Raw genomic sequence first — 21,304 nt, 5'->3', positions numbered from 1 at the left:
CTATGGCAGCTTCTTCGCAGAAACTTCTGTTACGCCTCGCCCCCTGGTTTTTACCGGTGGGCACCGTGCTGATCTGGCAATTGGCGTCATCGGTAGGCTGGCTCTCAACCCGTATTCTCCCCTCTCCGGAGGGGGTATTGAAAGCCTTCTGGACGCTCTCGGCCAGCGGCGAACTGTGGCAACACCTGGCGATCAGTTCCTGGCGCGCCTTACTTGGCTTCGCCATTGGCGGCTCCATCGGCCTGACGCTCGGGCTCATTAGCGGGCTCTCGCGTTGGGGCGAACGCCTGCTGGATACGTCCATCCAGATGCTGCGCAATGTACCGCATCTGGCGCTAATCCCATTGGTGATTTTGTGGTTTGGTATTGACGAAAGCGCCAAAATATTTCTTGTCGCGCTGGGGACGATGTTTCCGATTTACATCAATACCTGGCACGGTATCCGCAATATCGATCGCGGTCTGGTGGAAATGGCGCGTAGCTATGGCTTATCAGGATTCGCCCTCTTCCGCCACGTGATCCTTCCCGGCGCCTTGCCCTCGATTATGGTCGGCATTCGCTTCGCCCTCGGATTGATGTGGCTGACGCTTATCGTCGCTGAGACCATCTCCGCGAATGCCGGAATCGGCTACCTGGCTATGAACGCCCGCGAGTTTCTGCAAACTGACGTGGTGGTGGTCGCCATTATTCTTTACGCCATTCTCGGCAAGCTCGCCGATTTTAGCGCGCAACTGCTGGAACGCGTGTGGCTACGCTGGAACCCGGCGTACCGTCTTCAGGAGGCTAACGCATGAATACTGCTCGTCTTAATCCCGGGATCCCGCTGTTACTCAATGGAGTCAGCAAACGCTACGGCGACAATGTCATTCTCAATGAGCTGGATTTACATATTCCTACCGGGCAATTTGTCGCGGTGGTCGGTCGCAGCGGCGGCGGTAAAAGCACCCTGCTGCGCCTGCTGGCCGGGCTGGAAAAACCCAACGGCGGCGAACTACTGGCAGGCGCGACGCCGCTTGCGCAGATTCAGGATGATACGCGTATGATGTTCCAGGACGCGCGGTTGCTGCCGTGGAAGACGGTTATCGACAACGTTGGACTTGGGCTGAAGGGCCAGTGGCGCGATGCCGCCCGCCAGGCGCTGGCCAGCGTCGGGCTGGAAGAGAGAGCCGATGAGTGGCCGGCGGCCCTCTCCGGCGGGCAAAAACAGCGTGTTGCGCTGGCCCGCGCGCTGATCCATCGCCCGCGTCTGCTGCTGCTGGATGAACCGCTGGGAGCGCTTGACGCCCTCACCCGTCTGGAAATGCAGGAATTGATTGTTTCGCTCTGGCAAGAACACGGCTTTACCGTGTTGCTGGTAACTCATGATGTGAGTGAAGCGGTGGCGATGGCCGACCGGGTGCTGTTAATAGAAGAAAAGAAAATTGGCCTCGATTTGAGCGTGGATATTCCACGTCCGCGGCGGTTCGGCTCGGCGAAGCTGGCGGAACTGGAAGCGCAGGTACTCGATCGGGTGATGAAGCGCGGCGACAGCGAGCGTGCGCCGCGTTTGTTTAGTCATGGCTAACTGACGTTCCCGGCCCGCGCTTCGCTCGGCCGGGCTACCAAATCGCACAGCGCTGTAGCCCCGGTCAGCGAGAGCGCCACCGGGGATTTTGCGGCCGTTACGCCAGCGCTTTGCCGATCTTCTCGAACAGATCGCCGGAGAGATTCTCCAGCCCTTTCAGCTGTTCCAGCGCCGCACGCATCTTGGCCTGACGTTTCTCATCGTAGCGTTTTAGACGAATCAGCGGCTCAATCAGACGCGACGCCACCTGCGGGTTGCGGCTATTGAGCTCGGTCAGCATTTCCACCAGGAACTGGTAACCGCTGCCGTCTTCGGCGTGGAACGCCGCCGGGTTGCTACTCGCGAAGGCGCCGATCAGCGAACGTACGCGGTTCGGGTTACTCATCGTGAATGAACGGTGCTTGAGCAAGCCGCGTACCGTCTCAACCACATTGGCCGCCGGGCTGGTGGACTGCAGGATGAACCACTTGTCCATCACCAGGCCGTCCTGGTGCCACTTATCGTCATACTCCTGCATCAATGCATCACGGCACGGCAACTCCGCCGCCACCGCCGACGACAGCGCAGCCAACGCGTCGGTCATGTTGTCAGCATGATGATACTGGGCTTGCACCAGCTTATCTGCCAGTTCAACATCGCCAAAAGCCAGATAGCGCAGGCAGGTATTGCGCAGGGAACGTTTACCGATATCGGCATGGTCTACGCGATAGCTGTCGAGCTTGTTGGCGTTGTAAACCACCAGCAGCTCATCGGCCAGTTCTTTCGCCAGCGTACGGGTCAGCGCTTCGCGCACCGCCGCGATGGCAATCGGATCGATGATGGTGAACAGTTCGGCGATTTCGTTGGCCGACGGCAGCGTTAAAATTTCCGCCGCCAGCGCCGGATCGATCTTCTCGTCGAGCAGGATCGCGCGGAAAGCGTCAGCGACGTGGATCGGCAGCGACAGCGGCTGCCCCTGCTGATGACGGTTAACGTTGAGCTTGATGTAGGTCGCCAGCAGGCTCTGCGCGGCATCCCAACGCGAGAAGTCGTTACGCGCGTGGCGCATCAGGAACGTCAACTGCTGGTCGCTCCACTTATATTCAAGTTTGACCGGCGCGGAGAATTCACACAGCAGCGCCGGTACCGGCTGGAAGTAAACGTTATCAAAGACGAACGTCTGTTCCGCCTGGGTGACATTCAACACGTGGTGCACCGGATGGCCGCCCTTCTGCAGCGGGATCGCTTTGCCTTCGTTATCGTACAGCTCGATACTAAACGGGATGTGCAGTGGCTGCTTGTCGGCCTGTTCCGCGGTCGGCGGCGTACGCTGGCTGATAGTCAGGGTGTACTGCTCGGTTTCCGGGTTATAGTCGTCATGCACGGTAACGACCGGCGTGCCGGACTGGCTGTACCAGCGACGGAAATGCGACAGATCGACGTTCGAAGCATCTTCCATCGCCTGCACGAAATCATCGCAGGTGGCGGCGCTGCCGTCGTGGCGCTCAAAGTACAATTGCATCCCTTTCTGGAAATTGGCTTCGCCGAGCAGGGTGTGCAGCATACGGATCACTTCCGCGCCCTTTTCGTATACCGTCAGGGTGTAGAAGTTGTTCATCTCAATAACCATATCCGGACGGATCGGGTGCGCCATCGGGCTGGCGTCTTCAGCAAACTGCAGACCACGCATGGTACGAACGTTGTTGATGCGGTTCACCGCGCGCGAGCCGAGGTCGGAACTGAATTCCTGATCGCGGAATACGGTCAGCCCTTCTTTCAGGCTGAGCTGGAACCAGTCGCGACAGGTCACGCGGTTGCCGGTCCAGTTATGGAAATATTCGTGACCAATGACGCGCTCAATATCGAGGTAATCTTTATCGGTCGCGGTATCGGTACGGGCCAGCACGTATTTAGAGTTAAAGACGTTGAGGCCTTTGTTCTCCATCGCCCCCATATTGAAGAAGTCGACGGCGACGATCATATAGATGTCGAGGTCATATTCGAGACCGAAACGGGTTTCATCCCACTTCATTGAATTCTTCAGCGAGGTCATCGCCCACGGCGCGCGGTCGAGGTTGCCGCGGTCAACGTACAGCTCAAGCGCGACTTCACGCCCGGAGCGGGTGGTGAAGGTGTCACGCAGCACGTCGAAATCGCCGGCCACCAGCGCGAACAGGTAACAGGGTTTTGGGAACGGATCCTGCCACTGGATCCAGTGACGGCCATTGTCCAGCTCGCCCTGCGCGACGCGGTTGCCGTTGGAGAGCAGGAACGGATATTTCGCTTTATCGGCAATGATTTTGGTGGTGAAGCGCGCCAGCACATCCGGGCGGTCGAGGTACCAGGTAATGTGACGGAAACCTTCTGCTTCGCACTGGGTACATAGCGCTTCGCCTGACTGATACAGGCCTTCCAGCGCGGTGTTCGCCGCCGGGCTAATTTCGTTGACGATAGTCAGAGTGAAGCTGTCCGGCAAACCGCCAATCACCAGCTGATTATTTTCTTCTTTATAGTCGTTCCACGGCTGGCCATTCACCTGCAGTGAAATCAGGGTCAGGTCTTCGCCATCCAGACGCAATGGCACATCAGACGCAGCCGCGTGACGGGAAACCTTACTCTCGGCCGTGACAACGGTTTTCGCGGCATCCAGGTCAAAGGTCAAATCAATATCGCTAATCAGATAATCCGGCGCACGGTAGTCGTGGCGGTATTTGGCTTGGGGCTGTTGTGTCATAAAAAACCTTTAGCGTGTCTGTAAAGTATCGGCTCCAGTCTATTCCTGTTGCGCAGATCGCGCTATGCAGAATCTTCATCTTTTCAATGTTCAACACGAAAATCGCTACATATTGATAACACATGAGGCACGAAATGCGCTCGACCCGGCGCAAAGCTTGTGGTGTGATCCGTGTTCAATATATTAAACTAGGCCTCGCAAATGACCGTCAGCGTTACCGTCGAGCCATCGCAGCAGGACAGCACCGGGTATTAAAGGTATACTCCGCCTCTTTTTTCTGCTTTGGCTTGAATGGAACGCCCCAGTGAGAGGATGCTACTGCGCACCATGACACAATTCACTTCTCCTGTACTGCACTCGCTGCTTGATACGGATGCCTATAAGCTGCATATGCAGCAGGCCGTCTTCCACCGCTACTATGATGTGGAGGTGGCGGCAGAGTTCCGCTGCCGCGGAGACGACCTGCTCGGCATCTATGCCGACGCGATTCGCGAGCAGGTTGAAACCATGCGCGACCTGAAGCTGCAGGACGATGAGTATCGCTGGCTGTCCACCCTGCCGTTCTTCTCGCAGGACTATCTCGCCTGGCTGCGCGACTTCCGTTACGACCCAAGCCAGGTCACCGTCATCAACGATCATGGTAAGCTGAATATTCGCCTCACCGGGCCGTGGCGCGAAGTGATCATGTGGGAAGTGCCGCTGCTGGCGGTCATCAGCGAACTGGTGCACCACTACCGTTCGCCGGAAATCAGCGTCGGCCTGGCGCTGGAGACGCTCGAACATAAGCTTGCCGACTTCGCCGACATGACCGCCGACATCGATATGTCGGCATTCCGCCTGATGGATTTTGGCACCCGCCGCCGCTTCTCCCGCGAAGTACAGCAGGCTATCGTGCAGCGCTTGCAGCAGGAGCCGTGGTTTGTCGGCACCAGCAACTACGATCTGGCCCGCCGATTGAATTTAACCCCGATGGGTACCCAGGCGCACGAATGGTTCCAGGCCCACCAGCAGATCAGTCCAAACCTGGCCAGCAGCCAACGCGCGGCGCTTGCCGCCTGGCTGGCGGAATATCCGGATCAGCTGGGTATTGCCCTGACCGACTGCATCACCATGGACGCTTTCCTGCGTGATTTCGGTCCTGAATTCGCCACCCGCTATCAGGGGCTACGCCATGACTCCGGGGATCCGCTGGAGTGGGGCGAGAAAGCAATCGCCCATTATCAGAAATTGGGTATCGACCCGATGAGTAAAGTGCTGGTGTTCTCCGATAACCTCGACCTCGGCAAAGCGGTCGATCTGTATCGCCACTTCTCCTCGCGGGTGAAGCTCAGCTTCGGTATCGGCACCCGGTTAACCTGCGACATCCCACAGGTAAAACCGCTAAATATCGTGATAAAACTAGTAGAATGTAACGGCAAGCCGGTGGCGAAACTCTCCGACAGCCCGGGTAAAACCATCTGCCATGATAAGGCGTTCGTCCGCGCCCTGCGCGAGGCGTTTGACCTGCCGCCGATTAAAAAGGCGAGTTAATTTCAACAAGGAGCCTGGCAGGCTCCTTTCTCTTTATTAATTATTATCAAATTATCCCTTTATGATGCGAATTCTGCTTGTCTGATGGAAGATGACAGGTAACATAGATATCCCCCCGTTGCAGGGGAAGAGACTTTTTTATTGGACTATATAGAGAGAATATTATGAGCGTTGTGCCTGTAGCCGACGTACTCCAGGGCCGCGTTGCCGTTGACAGCGAAGTCACCGTGCGCGGATGGGTGCGTACCCGCCGAGATTCTAAAGCTGGCTTTTCTTTCCTCGCCGTCTATGACGGTTCCTGCTTTGATCCTGTACAGGCCGTTATTAATAATTCTCTGCCCAATTACAATCAGGAAGTGTTGCGCCTGACCACCGGCTGCTCGGTTATCGTCACCGGTAAAGTCGTGGCCTCCCAGGGTCAGGGACAGAGCTTTGAAATCCAGGCCTCCAATGTGGAAGTCACCGGCTGGGTTGAGGATCCGGACACCTACCCGATGGCGGCGAAGCGCCACAGCATCGAATATCTGCGTGAAGTGGCGCACCTGCGTCCGCGCACCAACCTGATTGGCGCGGTAGCGCGCGTACGTCACACCCTGGCGCAGGCGCTGCACCGTTTCTTCGACGAACAGGGTTTCTTCTGGGTATCCACCCCGCTGATCACCGCTTCCGATACCGAAGGCGCCGGTGAAATGTTCCGCGTATCGACGCTGGATCTGGAAAACCTGCCGCGTAACGACCAGGGTAAAGTCGACTTCGATAAAGACTTCTTCGGTAAAGAGTCGTTCCTGACCGTTTCCGGTCAGTTGAACGGTGAGACCTATGCCTGCGCATTGTCCAAAATCTATACCTTCGGCCCAACCTTCCGCGCCGAAAACTCCAACACCAGCCGCCACCTGGCGGAGTTCTGGATGCTGGAGCCAGAGGTAGCCTTCGCCAGCCTCAACGATGTTGCCGGTCTGGCGGAAGCCATGCTGAAGTACGTCTTCAAGGCGGTGCTGGAAGAGCGTGCGGATGACATGAAGTTCTTCGCCGAGCGCGTAGATAAAGACGCCATCGACCGTCTGCAGCGTTTTGTCTCTGCTGATTTCGCCCAGGTTGATTACACCGACGCCGTCACTATCCTGGAAAACTGCGGCAAGCAGTTTGAGAACCCGGTGTATTGGGGCGTGGATCTCTCCTCCGAGCATGAGCGTTATCTGGCCGAAGAGCACTTCAAAGCGCCGGTGGTCGTGAAAAACTATCCGAAAGACATTAAGGCGTTCTACATGCGCCTTAACGAAGACGGTAAGACCGTCGCCGCAATGGACGTTCTGGCGCCGGGCATCGGCGAAATCATCGGCGGGTCCCAGCGTGAAGAGCGTCTCGACGTGCTGGACGCGCGTATGGCCGAAATGGGTCTGAATAAAGAAGATTACTGGTGGTATCGCGACCTGCGTCGTTACGGCACCGTACCGCATTCTGGCTTCGGTCTGGGCTTCGAGCGTCTTATCGCCTACGTAACCGGCGTACAGAACGTTCGCGACGTGATTCCTTTCCCACGTACGCCACGTAACGCCACATTCTAATCGCGTTTCGCTAAAACACGGACAAGGTCGGCGCAAGCCGGCCTTTTTTTATGTCAATTTTCGTGAACGAATTTCAACAAACTTAAACATCAACCTTCACAATTCGTAATTATGTTACTCACTATTTCCTTACCCTTCGTACGTAGATTTCGCACCTTATGTTAAGACACAAGTGAATACACTGATTGATTTGATTATTTTTTAATCATTCTGCGCACGTTATGCAAAAATAGCGCCTGAACAAAAAAGGGACCGAATTGAGCCAAAAAATAATCAAATCTGTCTTTAGCGAAAATATTCATAACTAATTCATATAGATATATATGAGAAGGTGACAATCTTCGCAAAGTGGAACGGAATTTTGATTGAGTTCACAAAGTTCCAAAAAATACATATTTGGTTACATGTTTTTTCTTTTAGTAACTATTTTACGATATTGGTAGCATTTTCCGGCTAGCGAAACGGCACTACCGATGGAAAGATGCCTTCAGACACCAAACTATCTTCAATAGTTCTGTAAATTTTCATTGACGGAAATTATTGCTGGCGGTGGCAAGTGTCATATAAAAAATATTAATGAGGGTAATAAATAATGATGAAGCGCAATATTCTGGCAGTGGTGATCCCTGCCCTGCTGGTAGCCGGTGCGGCCAACGCTGCGGAAATCTATAACAAAAATGGTAACAAACTGGATTTCTACGGAAAAATGGTTGGCGAACATGTCTGGACCACCAATGGTGACACCAGCAGCGACGACACCACCTATGCCCGTATCGGCCTGAAAGGCGAAACCCAGATCAACGACCAGTTGATCGGTTACGGCCAGTGGGAATACAACATGGATGCGTCCAACGTTGAAGGTTCCCAGACCACCAAAACCCGTCTGGCTTTCGCCGGTCTGAAAGCGGGTGAATACGGTTCATTCGATTACGGCCGTAACTACGGCGCCATCTACGACGTTGAATCCGCAACCGATATGCTGGTTGAGTGGGGCGGCGACGGCTGGAACTACACCGATAACTTCATGACCGGCCGTACCAACGGCGTGGCCACCTACCGTAACTCAGACTTCTTCGGTCTGGTGGACGGCCTGAGCTTCGCGCTGCAGTATCAGGGTAAAAACGATCACGACCGCTCAATTCGCAAACAGAATGGCGACGGTTTCAGCACCGCGGCAACCTACGCGTTTGATAACGGTATCGCGCTGTCTGCAGGTTACGCTAACTCCAACCGTAGCGTTGACCAGAAACGTGACGGCAACGGTGACAAAGCTGAAGCATGGGCAACCTCTGCCAAGTACGATGCTAACAACATCTATGCCGCAGTTATGTACTCCCAGACTTACAACATGACGCCGGAAGAAGATGACCACTTCGCGGGCAAAACTCAGAACTTCGAAGCCGTAGTTCAGTACCAGTTCGATTTCGGTCTGCGTCCGTCCCTGGGCTACGTGCAGACTAAAGGTAAAAACCTGCAGGCTCGCGGTGGCTTCGGCGGCGGCGATGCGGACCTGGTTAAATACGTAGAACTGGGTACCTGGTACTACTTCAACAAAAACATGAACGTGTACGCGGCGTACAAGTTCAACCAACTGGATGATAATGCCTACACTCGCGCAGCTGGCGTAGCCACCGACGACCAGGCTGCGGTTGGTATCGTTTACCAGTTCTAATCTGTAGTACACCCCTTCGTGATATGCCTAAAAAGCAGGACTTCGGTCCTGCTTTTCTGCGTTACTAAGACGAAGATCGTAACTTGCAAAAACCTTCTCGCTTTTTGTCGCAAACGGTTGGCAATTTGTAAATCTACCGTTACCCTGATAGCGGATTTCCCTCAGTAATCACAATGGAACCTCGTCATGTTTGAGAACATTACAGCCGCCCCTGCCGACCCTATTCTGGGCCTGGCCGATCTGTTTCGTGCCGATGACCGCCCAGGCAAAATTAACCTCGGAATTGGTGTTTACAAAGATGAGACAGGTAAAACGCCTGTTCTGACCAGCGTAAAAAAAGCCGAGCAATATCTGCTGGAAAATGAAACCACCAAAAACTACCTCGGTATTGATGGTATTCCGGAGTTTGGTCGCTGCACTCAGGAGCTGCTGTTCGGTAAAGGAAGCGCAATTATCAGCGATAAGCGCGCCCGTACCGCCCAGACCCCAGGCGGCACCGGCGGCCTGCGCGTTGCGGCTGATTTCCTTGCCAAAAACACCGACGTTAAACGGGTATGGGTAAGCAATCCAAGCTGGCCAAACCATAAAAGCGTTTTCGGCGCCGCCGGGCTGGAAGTGCGCGAATATGCTTATTATGATGCCGCCAACCACCAGCTTGATTTCGACGGCTTGCTGGCCAGCCTGAACGAGGCGCAAGCGGGTGATGTCGTACTGTTCCACGGCTGCTGCCACAACCCAACCGGCATCGATCCGACGCTGGAACAGTGGCAACAGCTGGCGCAAATGTCTGCTGAAAAAGGCTGGCTGCCGCTGTTTGACTTCGCCTACCAGGGCTTCGCCCGCGGTCTGGAAGAAGACGCTGAAGGCCTGCGCGCGTTTGCCGCTCTGCATAAAGAGTTGCTGGTCGCCAGTTCTTACTCGAAAAACTTCGGCCTGTATAACGAGCGCGTTGGCGCCTGTACGCTGGTTGCCGCCGATCAAGACACCGTCGATCGCGCGTTTAGCCAGATGAAAGCGGTGATCCGCGCCAACTACTCTAACCCGCCGGCGCACGGCGCCTCCGTGGTGGCGACGATTCTCAGCAACGACGCGCTGCGCGCCATCTGGGAACAAGAGCTCACCGATATGCGCCAGCGTATTCAGCGCATGCGCTTACTGTTTGTGAATACCCTGCAGGAAAAAGGCGCCAGCCGCGACTTTACCTTCATCACCAAACAGAATGGGATGTTCTCATTTAGCGGCCTGACCAAAGAGCAAGTACTTCGTCTGCGTGAAGAGTTCGCTATTTATGCGGTCGCATCCGGGCGTATCAACGTTGCCGGCATGACGCCTGATAACATGTCGCCGCTGTGCGAAGCCATTGTCGCGGTGCTGTAATTTTCAGCCGTGACGCATAAGAAAAAGGCCGCAGACGCGGCCTTTTTTATTTCTTTGAGGTCAGGCATTACCAGACCGGCATTTCATCCTGCAGGAACGGATTGTGAAGTCGCTCATATCCCAGCGTCGACAAGGGGCCATGACCGGGGATAAACGTCACGTCGTCGCCCAATGGCAACAGCTTACGTTTAATCGCATCAATCAGTTGGCCATGGTCGCCGCGCGGGAAGTCGCTGCGCCCTACTCCGCCTTTGAAAATCACATCGCCGGAAATCAGCAGACGAGAGGCATCGTCAAAGAAAACCACGTGCCCCGGCGTATGACCTGGACAGTGCAATACCTGCAAAGCGATATTGCCGACGGTCACCACATCGCCTTCATTTAGCCAGCGGTCCGGCTGCAACGGCTGACACTCATCCAGCCCGAACATACGGCTTTGCGCCGGCAATCCTTCCAGCCAGAACTCATCTTCTTTTTCCGGTCCAATAATTGGCACACCGTAATGTTGCGCCAGCTCGGCTGCGGCGCCGACGTGATCCAGGTGACCATGCGTCAACAGGATCTGCATCAGGCTGACGCCTGCCGCCGCCACTTCTTCCTTGATGCGCTCGGCATCGCCGCCAGGATCGACCAGCGCGGCAAGCCGGGTTTGTTCACACCAGATTAAAGAACAGTTCTGGGCGAACGCCGTGACCGGAATAATACGATAGTTCATGATGCTCCTTTCGTTACCAGTGCCGTACCGGACCGGTATCAATATGCACAAAGTTGCTACGTGGGTAGTATCCTACACCACCTGAGCGCATAGATAACGCCGCTTTGCGAATATTGCTTAAGGCAACGCCTTCAATGTGGAAATCCATCGCCTGGCCTTTGGTGTGATAGCTGTGTTTCGCTACACCACGGCTTCGTGCGCGAAGTTCATCGTTGGTATCGACGGAGCGATAACCGGAGATGAGCTGGACAGGCTTGTTGGTGCCGAGTAGTCCCTGCAGGCGGTAAAGCTGATCGAACAATCCTGGGTCAATAGACTTAATTTTGTTCGCGCGGAAATCACGGAAAAAGTGGTTAAGTCTTGCTAATTCATCCTGAATATAGCCTCTACCATCGAAAAACTCCGCCTTGAGTGATTCACCGGTGTGCAGGTTATTCAGCGTCAAAATACGCGGTCGGGGGGTCGAGAGGGTGGCAAATGCCGGCGCAGGGAGAATGGCGGCAGCACCGAGGGCAGCGCCACCCAACGCCAGCAATCTGCGGCGATTAGCGTCAAATTTGTCCATGATAATCAGGTCTACAGGTAAATGAATCGTAATATACTTTTCCGCTAAAATGTCCTTGGCTGGGTCGTATTGACCGCCGCAACACATTTTTGCGGATTATATGTATATGCACTTCTGGCGCACGAAAGGCACCTTACCGGGCATTATTGCCAACGTCAAGGCAGCCTCACCCCAGGAAATACGGGCCTTGTAGACGACCAGGGCCCGATTTCGTTCAGTGCTAGGACAACATTTTTCGCAGAACTACTTCATTTACCTGATTAATTGTTCCGCTTTTGGCAGAATTTGTGCGCTGGATCGCGCGGTGAGATCGTAATTGTAAATATCTGTTCGATATTGTGTACGTCCATCAGCACCAACAAAGGCGGTTAAATAATATAAATTAACCGGAATATTTTGCCGAATATTGACGTAGCGCGTATCCCCCTGCTTCAGCGCGTCGGAAATACGTGAATCATTCCAGCCCGCATCCTGCAATAGCATATTCGCCAGCTCAGAGGCTTTATTGACGCGAACGCAGCCCGAGCTCAACGCGCGAACATCTTTCTGGAACAGATTGTGGTTCGGCGTATCGTGGAGATAAATAGCATCCGAGCTTGGCATATTGAACTTATACCGCCCCAGCGAGTTGCGTGCGCCCGGCGCCTGCTGAAAACGGAACGGTAGATTCTTCTCGGTGATGGTAGACCAATCGACACCATACGGATCGATAGCTTCTTTGCTGTTCCAGCCGCGCATCAACGTATAGCCATGCTGCTCCAGATAGCCCGGATTGTTACGCACCTTCGGCAGAATATCTTTGCGCGCCAGCGTCGGCGGCACGTTCCACGGCGGGTTGACCACCACGTTGTTCAACGCGCTGCTCATCATCGGCGTTTTACGATCCGGACGACCGACAATGACCCTCGATGCCAGCACCTGACTGCCGTCCTGATAGTAGACCAGCGAGAACGCTGGAATATTGACCATGATGCCGGTGGACAATTTGCTCGGTAGCAAACGCAGACGCTGGATATTCAGCGCCAGCACCCCGGCACGCTGCGCCGAAGAGACGTTCAGCCAGTCGCGGGTGGACTGGCCGATGACGCCATCAGCGCCCAGCCCTTGCCAGGCCTGAAAGCGCTTAACGCCTTCTACCAGTTGACGATCGTAAACGCCACGCGCGGCAGGTTTTGCTTTCGACTTCGGTTTCGCCGATGGGCTAACCACATCGCCCGGTAGAGCGATTTTCGCCGAATCATCCAGCATGCCGGTACGCTGCAGGATTTCACGCAGCGCGCCGATATCGTTACTCCACTCTCCCGGACGAAGCGAGGCGTTGCTGGTCAGTTGTGGCCACGGACGGTTATCCGCCACCAGCGTCAGCAGCGCCTGATGCATTGCTTCATATTGTGAATGTTGTGGCGCCAGTCCGGCAATAAACTGCGGTAGCGAACCGTTATCCAGCGCCAGCTGCCACTGGTTAATCACCGACAGCGGCGGCGTCGCCATTTTGTACGGCGTTGAGCCATACAGCCAACGGTTCCCCTGCATCGGAATACCGCTAATAAAATGCAGATATCCCATCATGGCGTCGGAAAGCACGACATCGCGAGCCATGCCGCTGACGGACGGATCCGTCAGCAGGCTCACCCAGGTGGTGAACTGCGGCTGGAAACCGGCGATAGCGACCTCTGCCAGCTGCTGCTGGAAGGCCTGTACCGCTTCGCGGTTCTCCCACATGGGTTTCATGTCGCGGGCAGCGTATAGCGCCACCAGCGGGTTGATATAAACCGGATGATAACCCGACGGCAGTAAGGCCTCGATTTCAGTGCGGCTTTTCGCCACCGCATCCGCCGCCAGCGGCTGCTCGCCGGCCATTTGCGCGACCGCAGCGGATTGACCGTCGTTTTGTAGTAATGCCGAAGAAAGATCGCCCACCGTCGCAGAGCTATCTGTGGGTATGACTTCAGGCTCTGCGGCCTGGACATTGAACAGCGGAGCAAATGCAAAAGCCAGGCTCAAGCTGAGCACTGACAATTGACGACCATACCGTTTTTTTAGCAACATCCCTTGCCCCCTGTTGACACATTGCCGCCCGCCAAATGGGGCTTTCTCTCAGTATATAAAGGCGAAAACGCTTTTGCCTTGCCAAATGTAAAGAAGTTTAAAGATCACATGTTGTAAGAATACTGTACAGAAAAACAAAAAGGGCGACAAATTGTCACCCTTTTTCCTATTAATCGACGCCCTTTCAGGAGGCGTCAGCGGTTCCAGGCAGCGCTTCCGGTACCGGCGCGGCAAAACCGCGCAGCCCGACAACGTGTACATGTTCGTGATTATTGAACACTTTACGCACCAGTTTATAGGTGGTGCCTTTTTCCGGGCTGATATTTTCCGGAGCCGCGATAATCAGCTGCATCTCCAGACGTTCGCACAGTTCGAACAGCGTGGCGATAGAGCGAGCATCCAGACGCGCAGCTTCATCGAGGAACAGCAGACGGCAAGGCGAGATATCCTTGCCGCGCAGGCGACGGGATTCATCTTCCCAGCTCTGCACCACCATCACCAGAATCGACATCCCGGTACCGATCGCTTCACCGGTCGACAGCGCGCCGGACTCCGCACGCAGCCAGCCGTCTGAACCACGGTTAACTTCCACTTCCATCTCCAGATAGTTGCGGTAGTCGAGCAGTTCCTCACCGATGGTTTGCGGCGTACGTTGCCCCATGTCAATCTGCGGATTCAGGCGCTGATACAGTTTGGCCAGCGCTTCCGAGAAGGTCAGGCGATTGCTGTTAAACAGATCCTGATGTTGCTCATGCTGTTCAGACAGGACATCCAGCAGCGTCGAGTGGGTCTCGCGCACGTTGACGTTCAGACGCACGCTGTTGACCTGGCCGAACGATACGCTCTGCAGCCCCTGGTTGAGCATGCGAATACGGTTCTGTTCACGCTGGATGGTCTTGCGAATGATATTCGCCACGCTGCGGGAGCTAATTGCCAGCTTCTGTTCGCGGTTGGTCAGCTCTTCGGTCAGACGGCTGAGCTCGATTTCCATCTGCTCGATCGCTTCTACCGGATCGTCAGTGCGAATAATATCCTGGCGGATTCGCTCGCGCAGATGCTGATAAACCGCAACGAAGAACTGAATTTTGCGCTCCGGACGTTTCGGATCTTCCGAAATACGCAGGACGTCGCGCAGGTGTTCGTTATCGGCGACCGCCAGACGCAGCGCGCCCAGCGCCTTATCCGACATCGAACGCAGTTCGTCGGCGGAGAGATAGGCCAGCTCGCGGCGGTGCAGACGACGTTCCACGCCGTTGTCTTTCACCAGACGCATCACCGCGCACCATCCCGCTTTAGCGCTCACCACCTGCTCGCGCATTTCGCAGTAATCGCGCTCCAGCTTGCGCAGTTTGCGGGTCAGGTTGTCCATCTCCGCTTCGCAGAAGGTCAACGCTTTCTCCAGTTGATTACGACGGGAGCGGTTGTTGCTCAGCTGCATATGCAGCTCATCACGACGCGCACGCGCACGCTCTTCCGCGCCGACATCGGCACGTACGCCGATATCCTGCAATTCTTTATACAGATCGTTGAGCAGCTCTTTCTTGGTGTCATACGAGCTTTTCAGCGACGCCAGCACCTGGTTGTACTGGTTCAACTGCGCAACGTGGCTACGCATCGCTTCGCGAGCGCGGCTACGTTCGGATTCTGCTTGTTGCAGGCGCTGGCGCAGCTTTTCGTTGAGATCGCTGTTGCCGCTGAGCATCTCCGCCGAGTCAGAGTAGCTGAAGTGGGCGCGGCGCTGCACGACTTCCGCCAACGCGAAAGCCTGCTGGCGCGCATCGCGCTGCATTTGCTGTGAGTAGGCATAGTCTTCTTTCAGCTGTTCGAACTGTTCCGGGTCGCTCTGCAGTACCGAGACGATCGGTTCCAGTTTCGCCAGCTGATTGCCATGCTGCTGGATAAAGCGCGCCGCTTCCTGCGCTTCGTCCAGACGCTCCTGGATTTCATCTACGCGATCGGCCAGCGTCTCATCGGCCAGCAGATTCAGACGCGGCAGCAGGCGGTTAAGCGCCGACACGCCCTCTTTCGCCTGCTCGTACTGGACGCGGTTCTGCTGGTTATCACTTTCATGCGCATTCAGCGCACGCTCGAGTTCGCCGCGGCGGCTATTGAGTTTACGGATCTCTTCTTCCGGATCGTCATCGAAGGCAACCGCCAGATGGCTACCGATGAAGCGGCTGAAGGCCTGATGCAGGCGCTGCGTTTTCTGCACGTCAAACGACAGCGTAGCAAAACGCTCGGAGAGACTTTCACGCTCGGCGTGCAGCGTTTCGATGCGGTTTTCACGGGCGGCGCGGCCAAACAGCGGCAGCGTCGGGAAACGCGAATAGCGCCACTGGCGGTCGGCAATCTTCACCACCACCGCTTTTTCCAGCTCATCGACGCTGAATACGCTGTCATCGAAGGACTGCGGATCGCCTTCGATCAGATACAGGTCTTCCGGGCAATCTTCCAGCCCTTCGAGCTGCTCCGCCACCTGTGACAGATCCGGAACCACGATCGCATGGCGCGATGGGCCATACAGCGCGGAGAAGTACGGCGCATCGTCGAGGCTAACGTCGTCATAGATTTCCGACAACAGCACGCCGCCAAAGCGCTCCGCTAGCGCGTTCAGACGCGGGTCTTCAGAGCCGCCCGGTTGGCTGAGACGCTCAATTTCTTCGTCAATGGCGCGCTTGCGGGCGCCGACTTCATCGCGCTCAACAATGGCTTCGCGCTCGCGCTCCAGCAGTTGCTGCAGGTATTCGGTGACGTCCTGGCTTGATTCAAACTGCTCGCCGCACTGCTCGCACAGTTGGTTGAGGCTGTTTTGCGCCGCCAGCCAAATCGGCGCTCGGCGCATCAGCGTCTGGGTACGCGACTGCAGCTGCTCAAGCTCCTGACGCAGAGCCATGCGCTGTTCCTGAGCGTTAGAGACGCTGTCGGCCAATGAGGCAATGCGCGCTTCCAGCTCCTGATGCAGCGTTTCCAAATCGTCAATATCGTAGCGTTTGCCCTGGCGCTTACAGAATTCGGCCAGCTGGCGCTCGGCGTCTTGTTGTTCACGCAGACGCTGTTCCAGCTCGTTGAGACGGCTACGCAGCCCATGCGCCTGCTCCGCCAGATGACGCTGGTTGACGCCGTCGCGTAGTAATTCACGCGCCACATCCCAGGCTTCATTACGCGCCAGCGGCCCGTTGATCGCCGCAACCAGCTGATACGCTTGTTCAAACTGGCTGTGCGCGGTTTGTGCCACGCTCATTTTCTGTTCCAGCGACAGCATTTTTTCCGTCGCTTCCAGCTCTTTCGCCTGGAACGTTTCCAGCCATTCGTCGGCGCTGTCGGCGGTTAGATCCGGCAGGTGACACAGCGCGCGCGCGCGTTCCAGCGCCTGTAGCGCCTGATTGTACTGAATGGCGCGAGTCTGCTGCACGTCGAGCGCCTGCTGGTAATCGGCGAGCTGGCTCTTCAGCTCATCCACTTCCAGTTCGGCGGCCTCGGCGCGGGCTTCGTTCTCTTCCTGCTGGTCGGCGGCTTCCGCCACCACTTCATTTTGCTCTTCCAGACGGATCTGCAGTTCGTCGAGATCCGCCTCGTAGCGCTCGATTTTTTCCTGCTGACGCAGCGCGGTTTGTACCAGGTTCAGGTGATCGCTGGCGGCCTGGTAGTCGGCTTCCAGATCGCCTTCTGCGCCGTTGTGCTCCTGCAGCTCGCGTGCCATATCGACATGTTTGTACTGCTCTGCCGCCAGCTGCGAACGCGAGGTAAAGAGCTCGCGACGGTACTCCAGCGCTTTATCCAGATGGATGCGCCGCTCGTTGGCGTGACGCATGTAGTCCGCCGCCACGTAGTTGGTGGCTTCACTGATAAGGTGCTTAAACAGATCGCGATCGGACTGGGTAACGCGAATCGCTTCCAGCGTCATACGGTTTTCACGCAGCGCCGCTTCCATATCCTGGAATGCCTTACGTACGCCGCTGTTTTCCGGCAGCAGGTAATCGCGCAGGGAGCGGGTAATGGTGCTGGAGATCCCGCCGTACAGCGAGGCCTCAATCAGGCGGTAGTATTTGCTACGATCGGATGCTGAACGCAGACGACGCGCTACCACGCCCAAATCAAACATCAGCGAGTGATATTCGGTAATCGAGTTAAACTGTTTGAACTGCACCCCTTCCATCGCGTCGAGCTTCTCTTTCAGCTCGTTGAGGCTCACGACGCGCGCCTGGCGCTCGTTAAGGGTTTCGGTCAACAGTTGGGTCGGCTGGATCGAGGTTGGCAATCCCTGGATGGCAAATGGCTTAATATCGACTTTACGGTCGCGCCCGGCAACCTGCTGCAGACGCACGCCAACCACCACGCGCTGGTGGCGCGAGTTGATCACGTCAAGCACCGAGTAACAGACGCCGGCGCGCAGTTTACCGTGCAGGCCTTTATCGCGCGAACCGCTGGTAGCGCCCGCTTCGGTGGTGTTACGGAAGTGCAGCAGGGTTAAATCCGGGATCAGCGCCGTGACGAAAGCCGCCATGGTCGTGGATTTACCGGCACCGTTACCCCCGGAAAGGGTGGTTACCAGCTCATCAAGATCGAAGGTCCGGGCAAAAAAACCGTTCCAGTTAACCAGCGTCAGCGAGCGAAACTTACCGCGTTCAATCATTATTCTTCCTCCCCGCTATCCGGCTGATTCTCTTCATTCTCATCATTGAGCTGCAGGTGATTCTCCAGCGCCATCGCTTCGCCGTCGCGGATCATGCGCAGCTGCGCTTCGCGCGGATCGTCGCCAACGCGCACGTCAGCGCCAAAGCGGAATACCGATTCGGTGATGCGGAATTTACTGCTGTCGTGGCCCATAAACCACACCATGCCGAGGCGGCGCAGGCGGTTGAGGGACGCGCGCATTTTTTCCTGCAGCTTCTGGCGGTCGAGGTCGGAACCGGTGGAACGGTTGTTGACCAGCTTCAGCAATTTGCTTTCGTCCGCCAGCGTCAGCAGCTCATCGTAGAGCTCTTGCTGAGTGAAGATGCCTTCATTAGCCAGACGTTCGGGGCTGAGGTAGAGGTAGCACAGAATTTTGCCGACCATCATATCCAGCTCTGATAATACCGAGCGCGGGATCAACGTCGTGGAGCGCGGACGCAGGTAGAAGAACCCCTCCGGCGCGCGAATCAGCTCAACGTTGTAGCGCGCGTAAAACTCTTCCAGGTAATCCTGAAAATCCATCAAAAATGCGTGATTATCCAGCTCATCCAGGCCAATGTGGCGGCCCGCACGCAGGGCGCTGTCCAGCGCCGGAAATAACGGATTGGCCAACGCCTGCGCCAGCTTAGCTGGCATCACTTGTTCAATATTTGTCAATGACATGCGCCTGTACCTTGGCTCCGTAATCATTAATCGGCTGCCATTTTGCCGGCAGTCCGGTGAAATCTGCCTGGGCGACGCCCAGCTGTACCGCCTGGTCAACAACGATTCGCGCGACGTCAAAGTGACGCGCGCGCGGATACTGCGCCAGAAACTCTCGCGCCACCAGGCCGAGATCCAGCGGCATACCCTTCTCTTTGTAGACCGCCAGCTGCGCTTCAATCAGCGCGGCCAGCTGCTCGCGAATTTCGTTGAACTCTTCGAATTCAAGGTCTGCCGGCAGCTCGCCGGTGACTTCTTCATCGCGCAGCGCCATCTCTTCATCGCGCATATCCAGCAAACGGTCGGCGCTGGCATAGGTCAGCGCCCACGGAGCGTCGAAGTAGGTCTGTACCGACTGACGCAAACGCTGGGCGAAAACGCGGTTTTTATCCATATCGATGGCGGTACGGATAAATTTATGTACGTGACGATCGTAACCGATCCACAGGTCGATAGCCTGTTGACCCCAGCTGACAATACGGTCGAGCTTGCTTTGCAGGTCGAACACCAGACGGTCGACAAAATGCAGATCGTCGCGCGCGATGGTGGCGTCCTGGATACGCAGCAGGTTGGCCTGCAGCTTATCGCCCGCCGCATCCAGAGTATCTTGCAATTCGCGCAGAGTACCGGAGGTTTCGGACAGCAACAGTTCGCAGCTGGAAATCGCCGCGCGCCAGTCTTTGTTCAGCAACTGAGCGATATCGTCTTTCACCTGCTGTTGCTGCTCATCCATGATGCGTTGAGTCAGATCGATACTATCGAAGATTTCCGCCACCGAATATTTCAGCGGCGCAAAGACGTTGCGATGCCAGTGGAATTCATCGCCGCCCTCATCCGCGGAATCCGCAGCCCGCTTCAGTTCGCCGGCCACAATCGACAGCTGCATCGACAAACGCAGGGTGGAGAATTCACGCTGGCGAATATAGTAGTCGGTAATGCCAATACCTAACGGCGTCAGGCGGTAGATCGCATTCCCTTCCGTTATTTCGCTGGTAAAGCGGTTCAGCAGACGCTGGCGCACCATATCGTTGATGGCGTTATTGGCGCGCTGGCTGATGGTTTCGCTGGTCTGCTCAAACGCATCACTGACGTGGCGGAACGCGTCCACCAGTTCTCCCTCGGTCATTTCCCCTTCCAGCCGCTCGCCGTTCAGCGTGGCGACAGCCAGCAGAAAAGAGAGTCTGTCGACCGGCAGCGAGATGGAAAAATCATTTTTCCTGGCCCAGGCAACCAGTTCGGGGACTGTCTGGGAAAATTCACTCATAGTTTATCCTTGCATCTGCGGCTGTGCGCCTGGATCTTTCTTAAGCGCAGTGACATGAATATAGCGGCCCAGGCTGATATACGGCTCCTGGCGACAGTAGCGCGTTTCCAGCTCCAGCAGCGCAGTAAAGCTGTCATGCTGTTTACGTTTCTCACGCAGATAATCATGAAACACCCGCACGCCGGTTTTACCGGTTATCTGCCAACCGAGAGCTTCCAGCCAGCCGTATACCTGCTGCGGATCGCGCGGATAATCCGGCGACAGCGTGCGTTTTTTCTTTTTCGGCATGCCGATTTGCACGTAGTCGAAGTTTCCCGCAACCATATTGTGCATCAGCAGGCCGTTAGCATTGTAGAACATTAACGACAGCGCGCCGCCCGCGCGCAATACCGACCACAGCGTGCGCAACATTTCCTGCGGTTCCGCGACCCACTCAAGCACCGCATGAAACAGTATCAGATCGACGGGGCTTTCCAAATGCTGAGCAATATCCTGCGCCGCGCATTGTACAAAATGCATGTTGTCGATCACACCTTTATCGCAGGCGGCCTGCTGAGCACGAGCCACCATTTCGGCGGAAAGATCGCATAGCGTCACGTGATGGCCTAATTCCGCGACGCGGATCGCCGTTTGCCCTTCGCCGCCGCCGGCATCAAGTACCCGCAACGGCCCTGGCCCCATCTGCGCGAGCAGCGGTTCCAGATCCTGCCAAAGGATCGCCTGGCGCAGTTGGCCTTTGGTGGTGCCATAAATATTGCGCGAAAACTTTTCAGCGATGTCATCAAAATTGCGATCCTGCACGGACGACTCCACAAGCCAACACAAAACCGCTATTTTGTCATACCCACGGCGATAATGAAGCGATCTGTTATAAGATCCGTATATAACTTTGGTTATATGGTTAAAAAAGGAAC

13 protein-coding genes and 1 pseudogene are annotated in these 21,304 nt (G+C 55.9%); 6 read left to right on the top strand and 8 right to left on the bottom strand.

Features of this window, described 5'->3' with window-relative positions; all coding sequences use genetic code 11:
- The first annotated feature begins 2 nt into the window (after window positions 1-2).
- Window positions 3-794 carry an aliphatic sulfonate ABC transporter permease SsuC gene (gene ssuC, locus ABLV07_RS07755; RefSeq protein WP_015367447.1) on the top strand — a complete coding sequence of 264 codons (792 nt, stop codon included), beginning with the start codon at window positions 3-5 and terminating at the stop codon, window positions 792-794.
- Window positions 791-1,564: an aliphatic sulfonates ABC transporter ATP-binding protein gene (gene ssuB, locus ABLV07_RS07750; RefSeq protein ID WP_032707697.1), complete on the top strand. Its 774-nt coding sequence runs from the start codon at window positions 791-793 to the stop codon at window positions 1,562-1,564. The genes ssuC and ssuB overlap by 4 nt, the downstream gene beginning before the upstream one ends.
- 97 nt (window positions 1,565-1,661) lie before the next feature.
- Here ssuB and pepN read toward each other — a convergent pair whose 3' ends face one another.
- Window positions 1,662-4,277 (bottom strand): aminopeptidase N, encoded by a 2,616-nt coding sequence (pepN, locus tag ABLV07_RS07745; RefSeq protein WP_045362319.1) that lies wholly within the window; start codon window positions 4,275-4,277, stop codon window positions 1,662-1,664.
- A gap of 327 nt (window positions 4,278-4,604) precedes the next feature.
- Between pepN and pncB the strand changes: the two genes are divergently transcribed.
- From pncB to ABLV07_RS07725, 4 genes are all read left to right on the top strand, one after another.
- Window positions 4,605-5,807, top strand: a complete 1,203-nt coding sequence (gene pncB / locus ABLV07_RS07740) for a nicotinate phosphoribosyltransferase (RefSeq protein WP_026612359.1) — start codon at window positions 4,605-4,607, stop codon at window positions 5,805-5,807.
- Window positions 5,808-5,971: 164 nt separating this feature from the next.
- Entirely contained in the window at window positions 5,972-7,372 is a 1,401-nt protein-coding gene (gene asnS / locus ABLV07_RS07735) for an asparagine--tRNA ligase (protein ID WP_015367451.1), read from the top strand.
- A gap of 592 nt (window positions 7,373-7,964) precedes the next feature.
- A complete protein-coding gene (gene ompK35, locus ABLV07_RS07730) occupies window positions 7,965-9,044 on the top strand; it encodes a porin OmpK35 (protein ID WP_015367453.1) in 1,080 nt (359 codons plus the stop codon).
- 186 nt (window positions 9,045-9,230) lie between these two features.
- Complete coding sequence (locus ABLV07_RS07725) at window positions 9,231-10,421, top strand: amino acid aminotransferase (protein ID WP_032711298.1); 1,191 nt, start codon at window positions 9,231-9,233, stop codon at window positions 10,419-10,421.
- Between the two features lie 67 nt (window positions 10,422-10,488).
- Here ABLV07_RS07725 and ABLV07_RS07720 read toward each other — a convergent pair whose 3' ends face one another.
- From ABLV07_RS07720 to cmoM, 7 genes and pseudogenes are all read right to left on the bottom strand, one after another.
- Window positions 10,489-11,136, bottom strand: a complete 648-nt coding sequence (locus ABLV07_RS07720; RefSeq protein WP_015367455.1) for an MBL fold metallo-hydrolase — start codon at window positions 11,134-11,136, stop codon at window positions 10,489-10,491.
- Window positions 11,137-11,149: 13 nt separating this feature from the next.
- Window positions 11,150-11,701, bottom strand: coding sequence for a YcbK family protein (locus tag ABLV07_RS07715; protein ID WP_015367456.1), 552 nt, complete (start codon window positions 11,699-11,701; stop codon window positions 11,150-11,152).
- Window positions 11,702-11,953: 252 nt separating this feature from the next.
- Entirely contained in the window at window positions 11,954-13,750 is a 1,797-nt protein-coding gene (ldtD, locus tag ABLV07_RS07710) for a L,D-transpeptidase (RefSeq protein ID WP_348853460.1), read from the bottom strand.
- Between the two features lie 184 nt (window positions 13,751-13,934).
- Entirely contained in the window at window positions 13,935-18,383 is a 4,449-nt protein-coding gene (mukB, locus tag ABLV07_RS07705; RefSeq protein ID WP_032711296.1) for a chromosome partition protein MukB, read from the bottom strand.
- On the bottom strand, window positions 18,383-19,087 hold the full coding sequence (mukE, locus tag ABLV07_RS07700; RefSeq protein ID WP_015367459.1) for a chromosome partition protein MukE: 705 nt from the start codon (window positions 19,085-19,087) through the stop codon (window positions 18,383-18,385). The genes mukB and mukE overlap by 1 nt, the downstream gene beginning before the upstream one ends.
- Window positions 19,068-20,390 carry a chromosome partition protein MukF gene (mukF, locus tag ABLV07_RS07695; RefSeq protein WP_015367460.1) on the bottom strand — a complete coding sequence of 441 codons (1,323 nt, stop codon included), beginning with the start codon at window positions 20,388-20,390 and terminating at the stop codon, window positions 19,068-19,070. The genes mukE and mukF overlap by 20 nt, the downstream gene beginning before the upstream one ends.
- Window positions 20,387-21,191: pseudogene (gene cmoM, locus ABLV07_RS07690) on the bottom strand (tRNA uridine 5-oxyacetic acid(34) methyltransferase CmoM). The gene mukF and the pseudogene cmoM overlap by 4 nt, the downstream one beginning before the upstream one ends.
- Between the last annotated feature and the right edge of the window lie 113 nt (window positions 21,192-21,304).

Source organism: Klebsiella sp. CN_Kp097 (assembly GCF_040064495.1).
In the GTDB taxonomy this organism is placed as follows: Bacteria; Pseudomonadota; Gammaproteobacteria; order Enterobacterales; family Enterobacteriaceae; genus Klebsiella; species Klebsiella aerogenes.
This window is presented reverse-complemented; position numbering and strand designations above follow the sequence as displayed.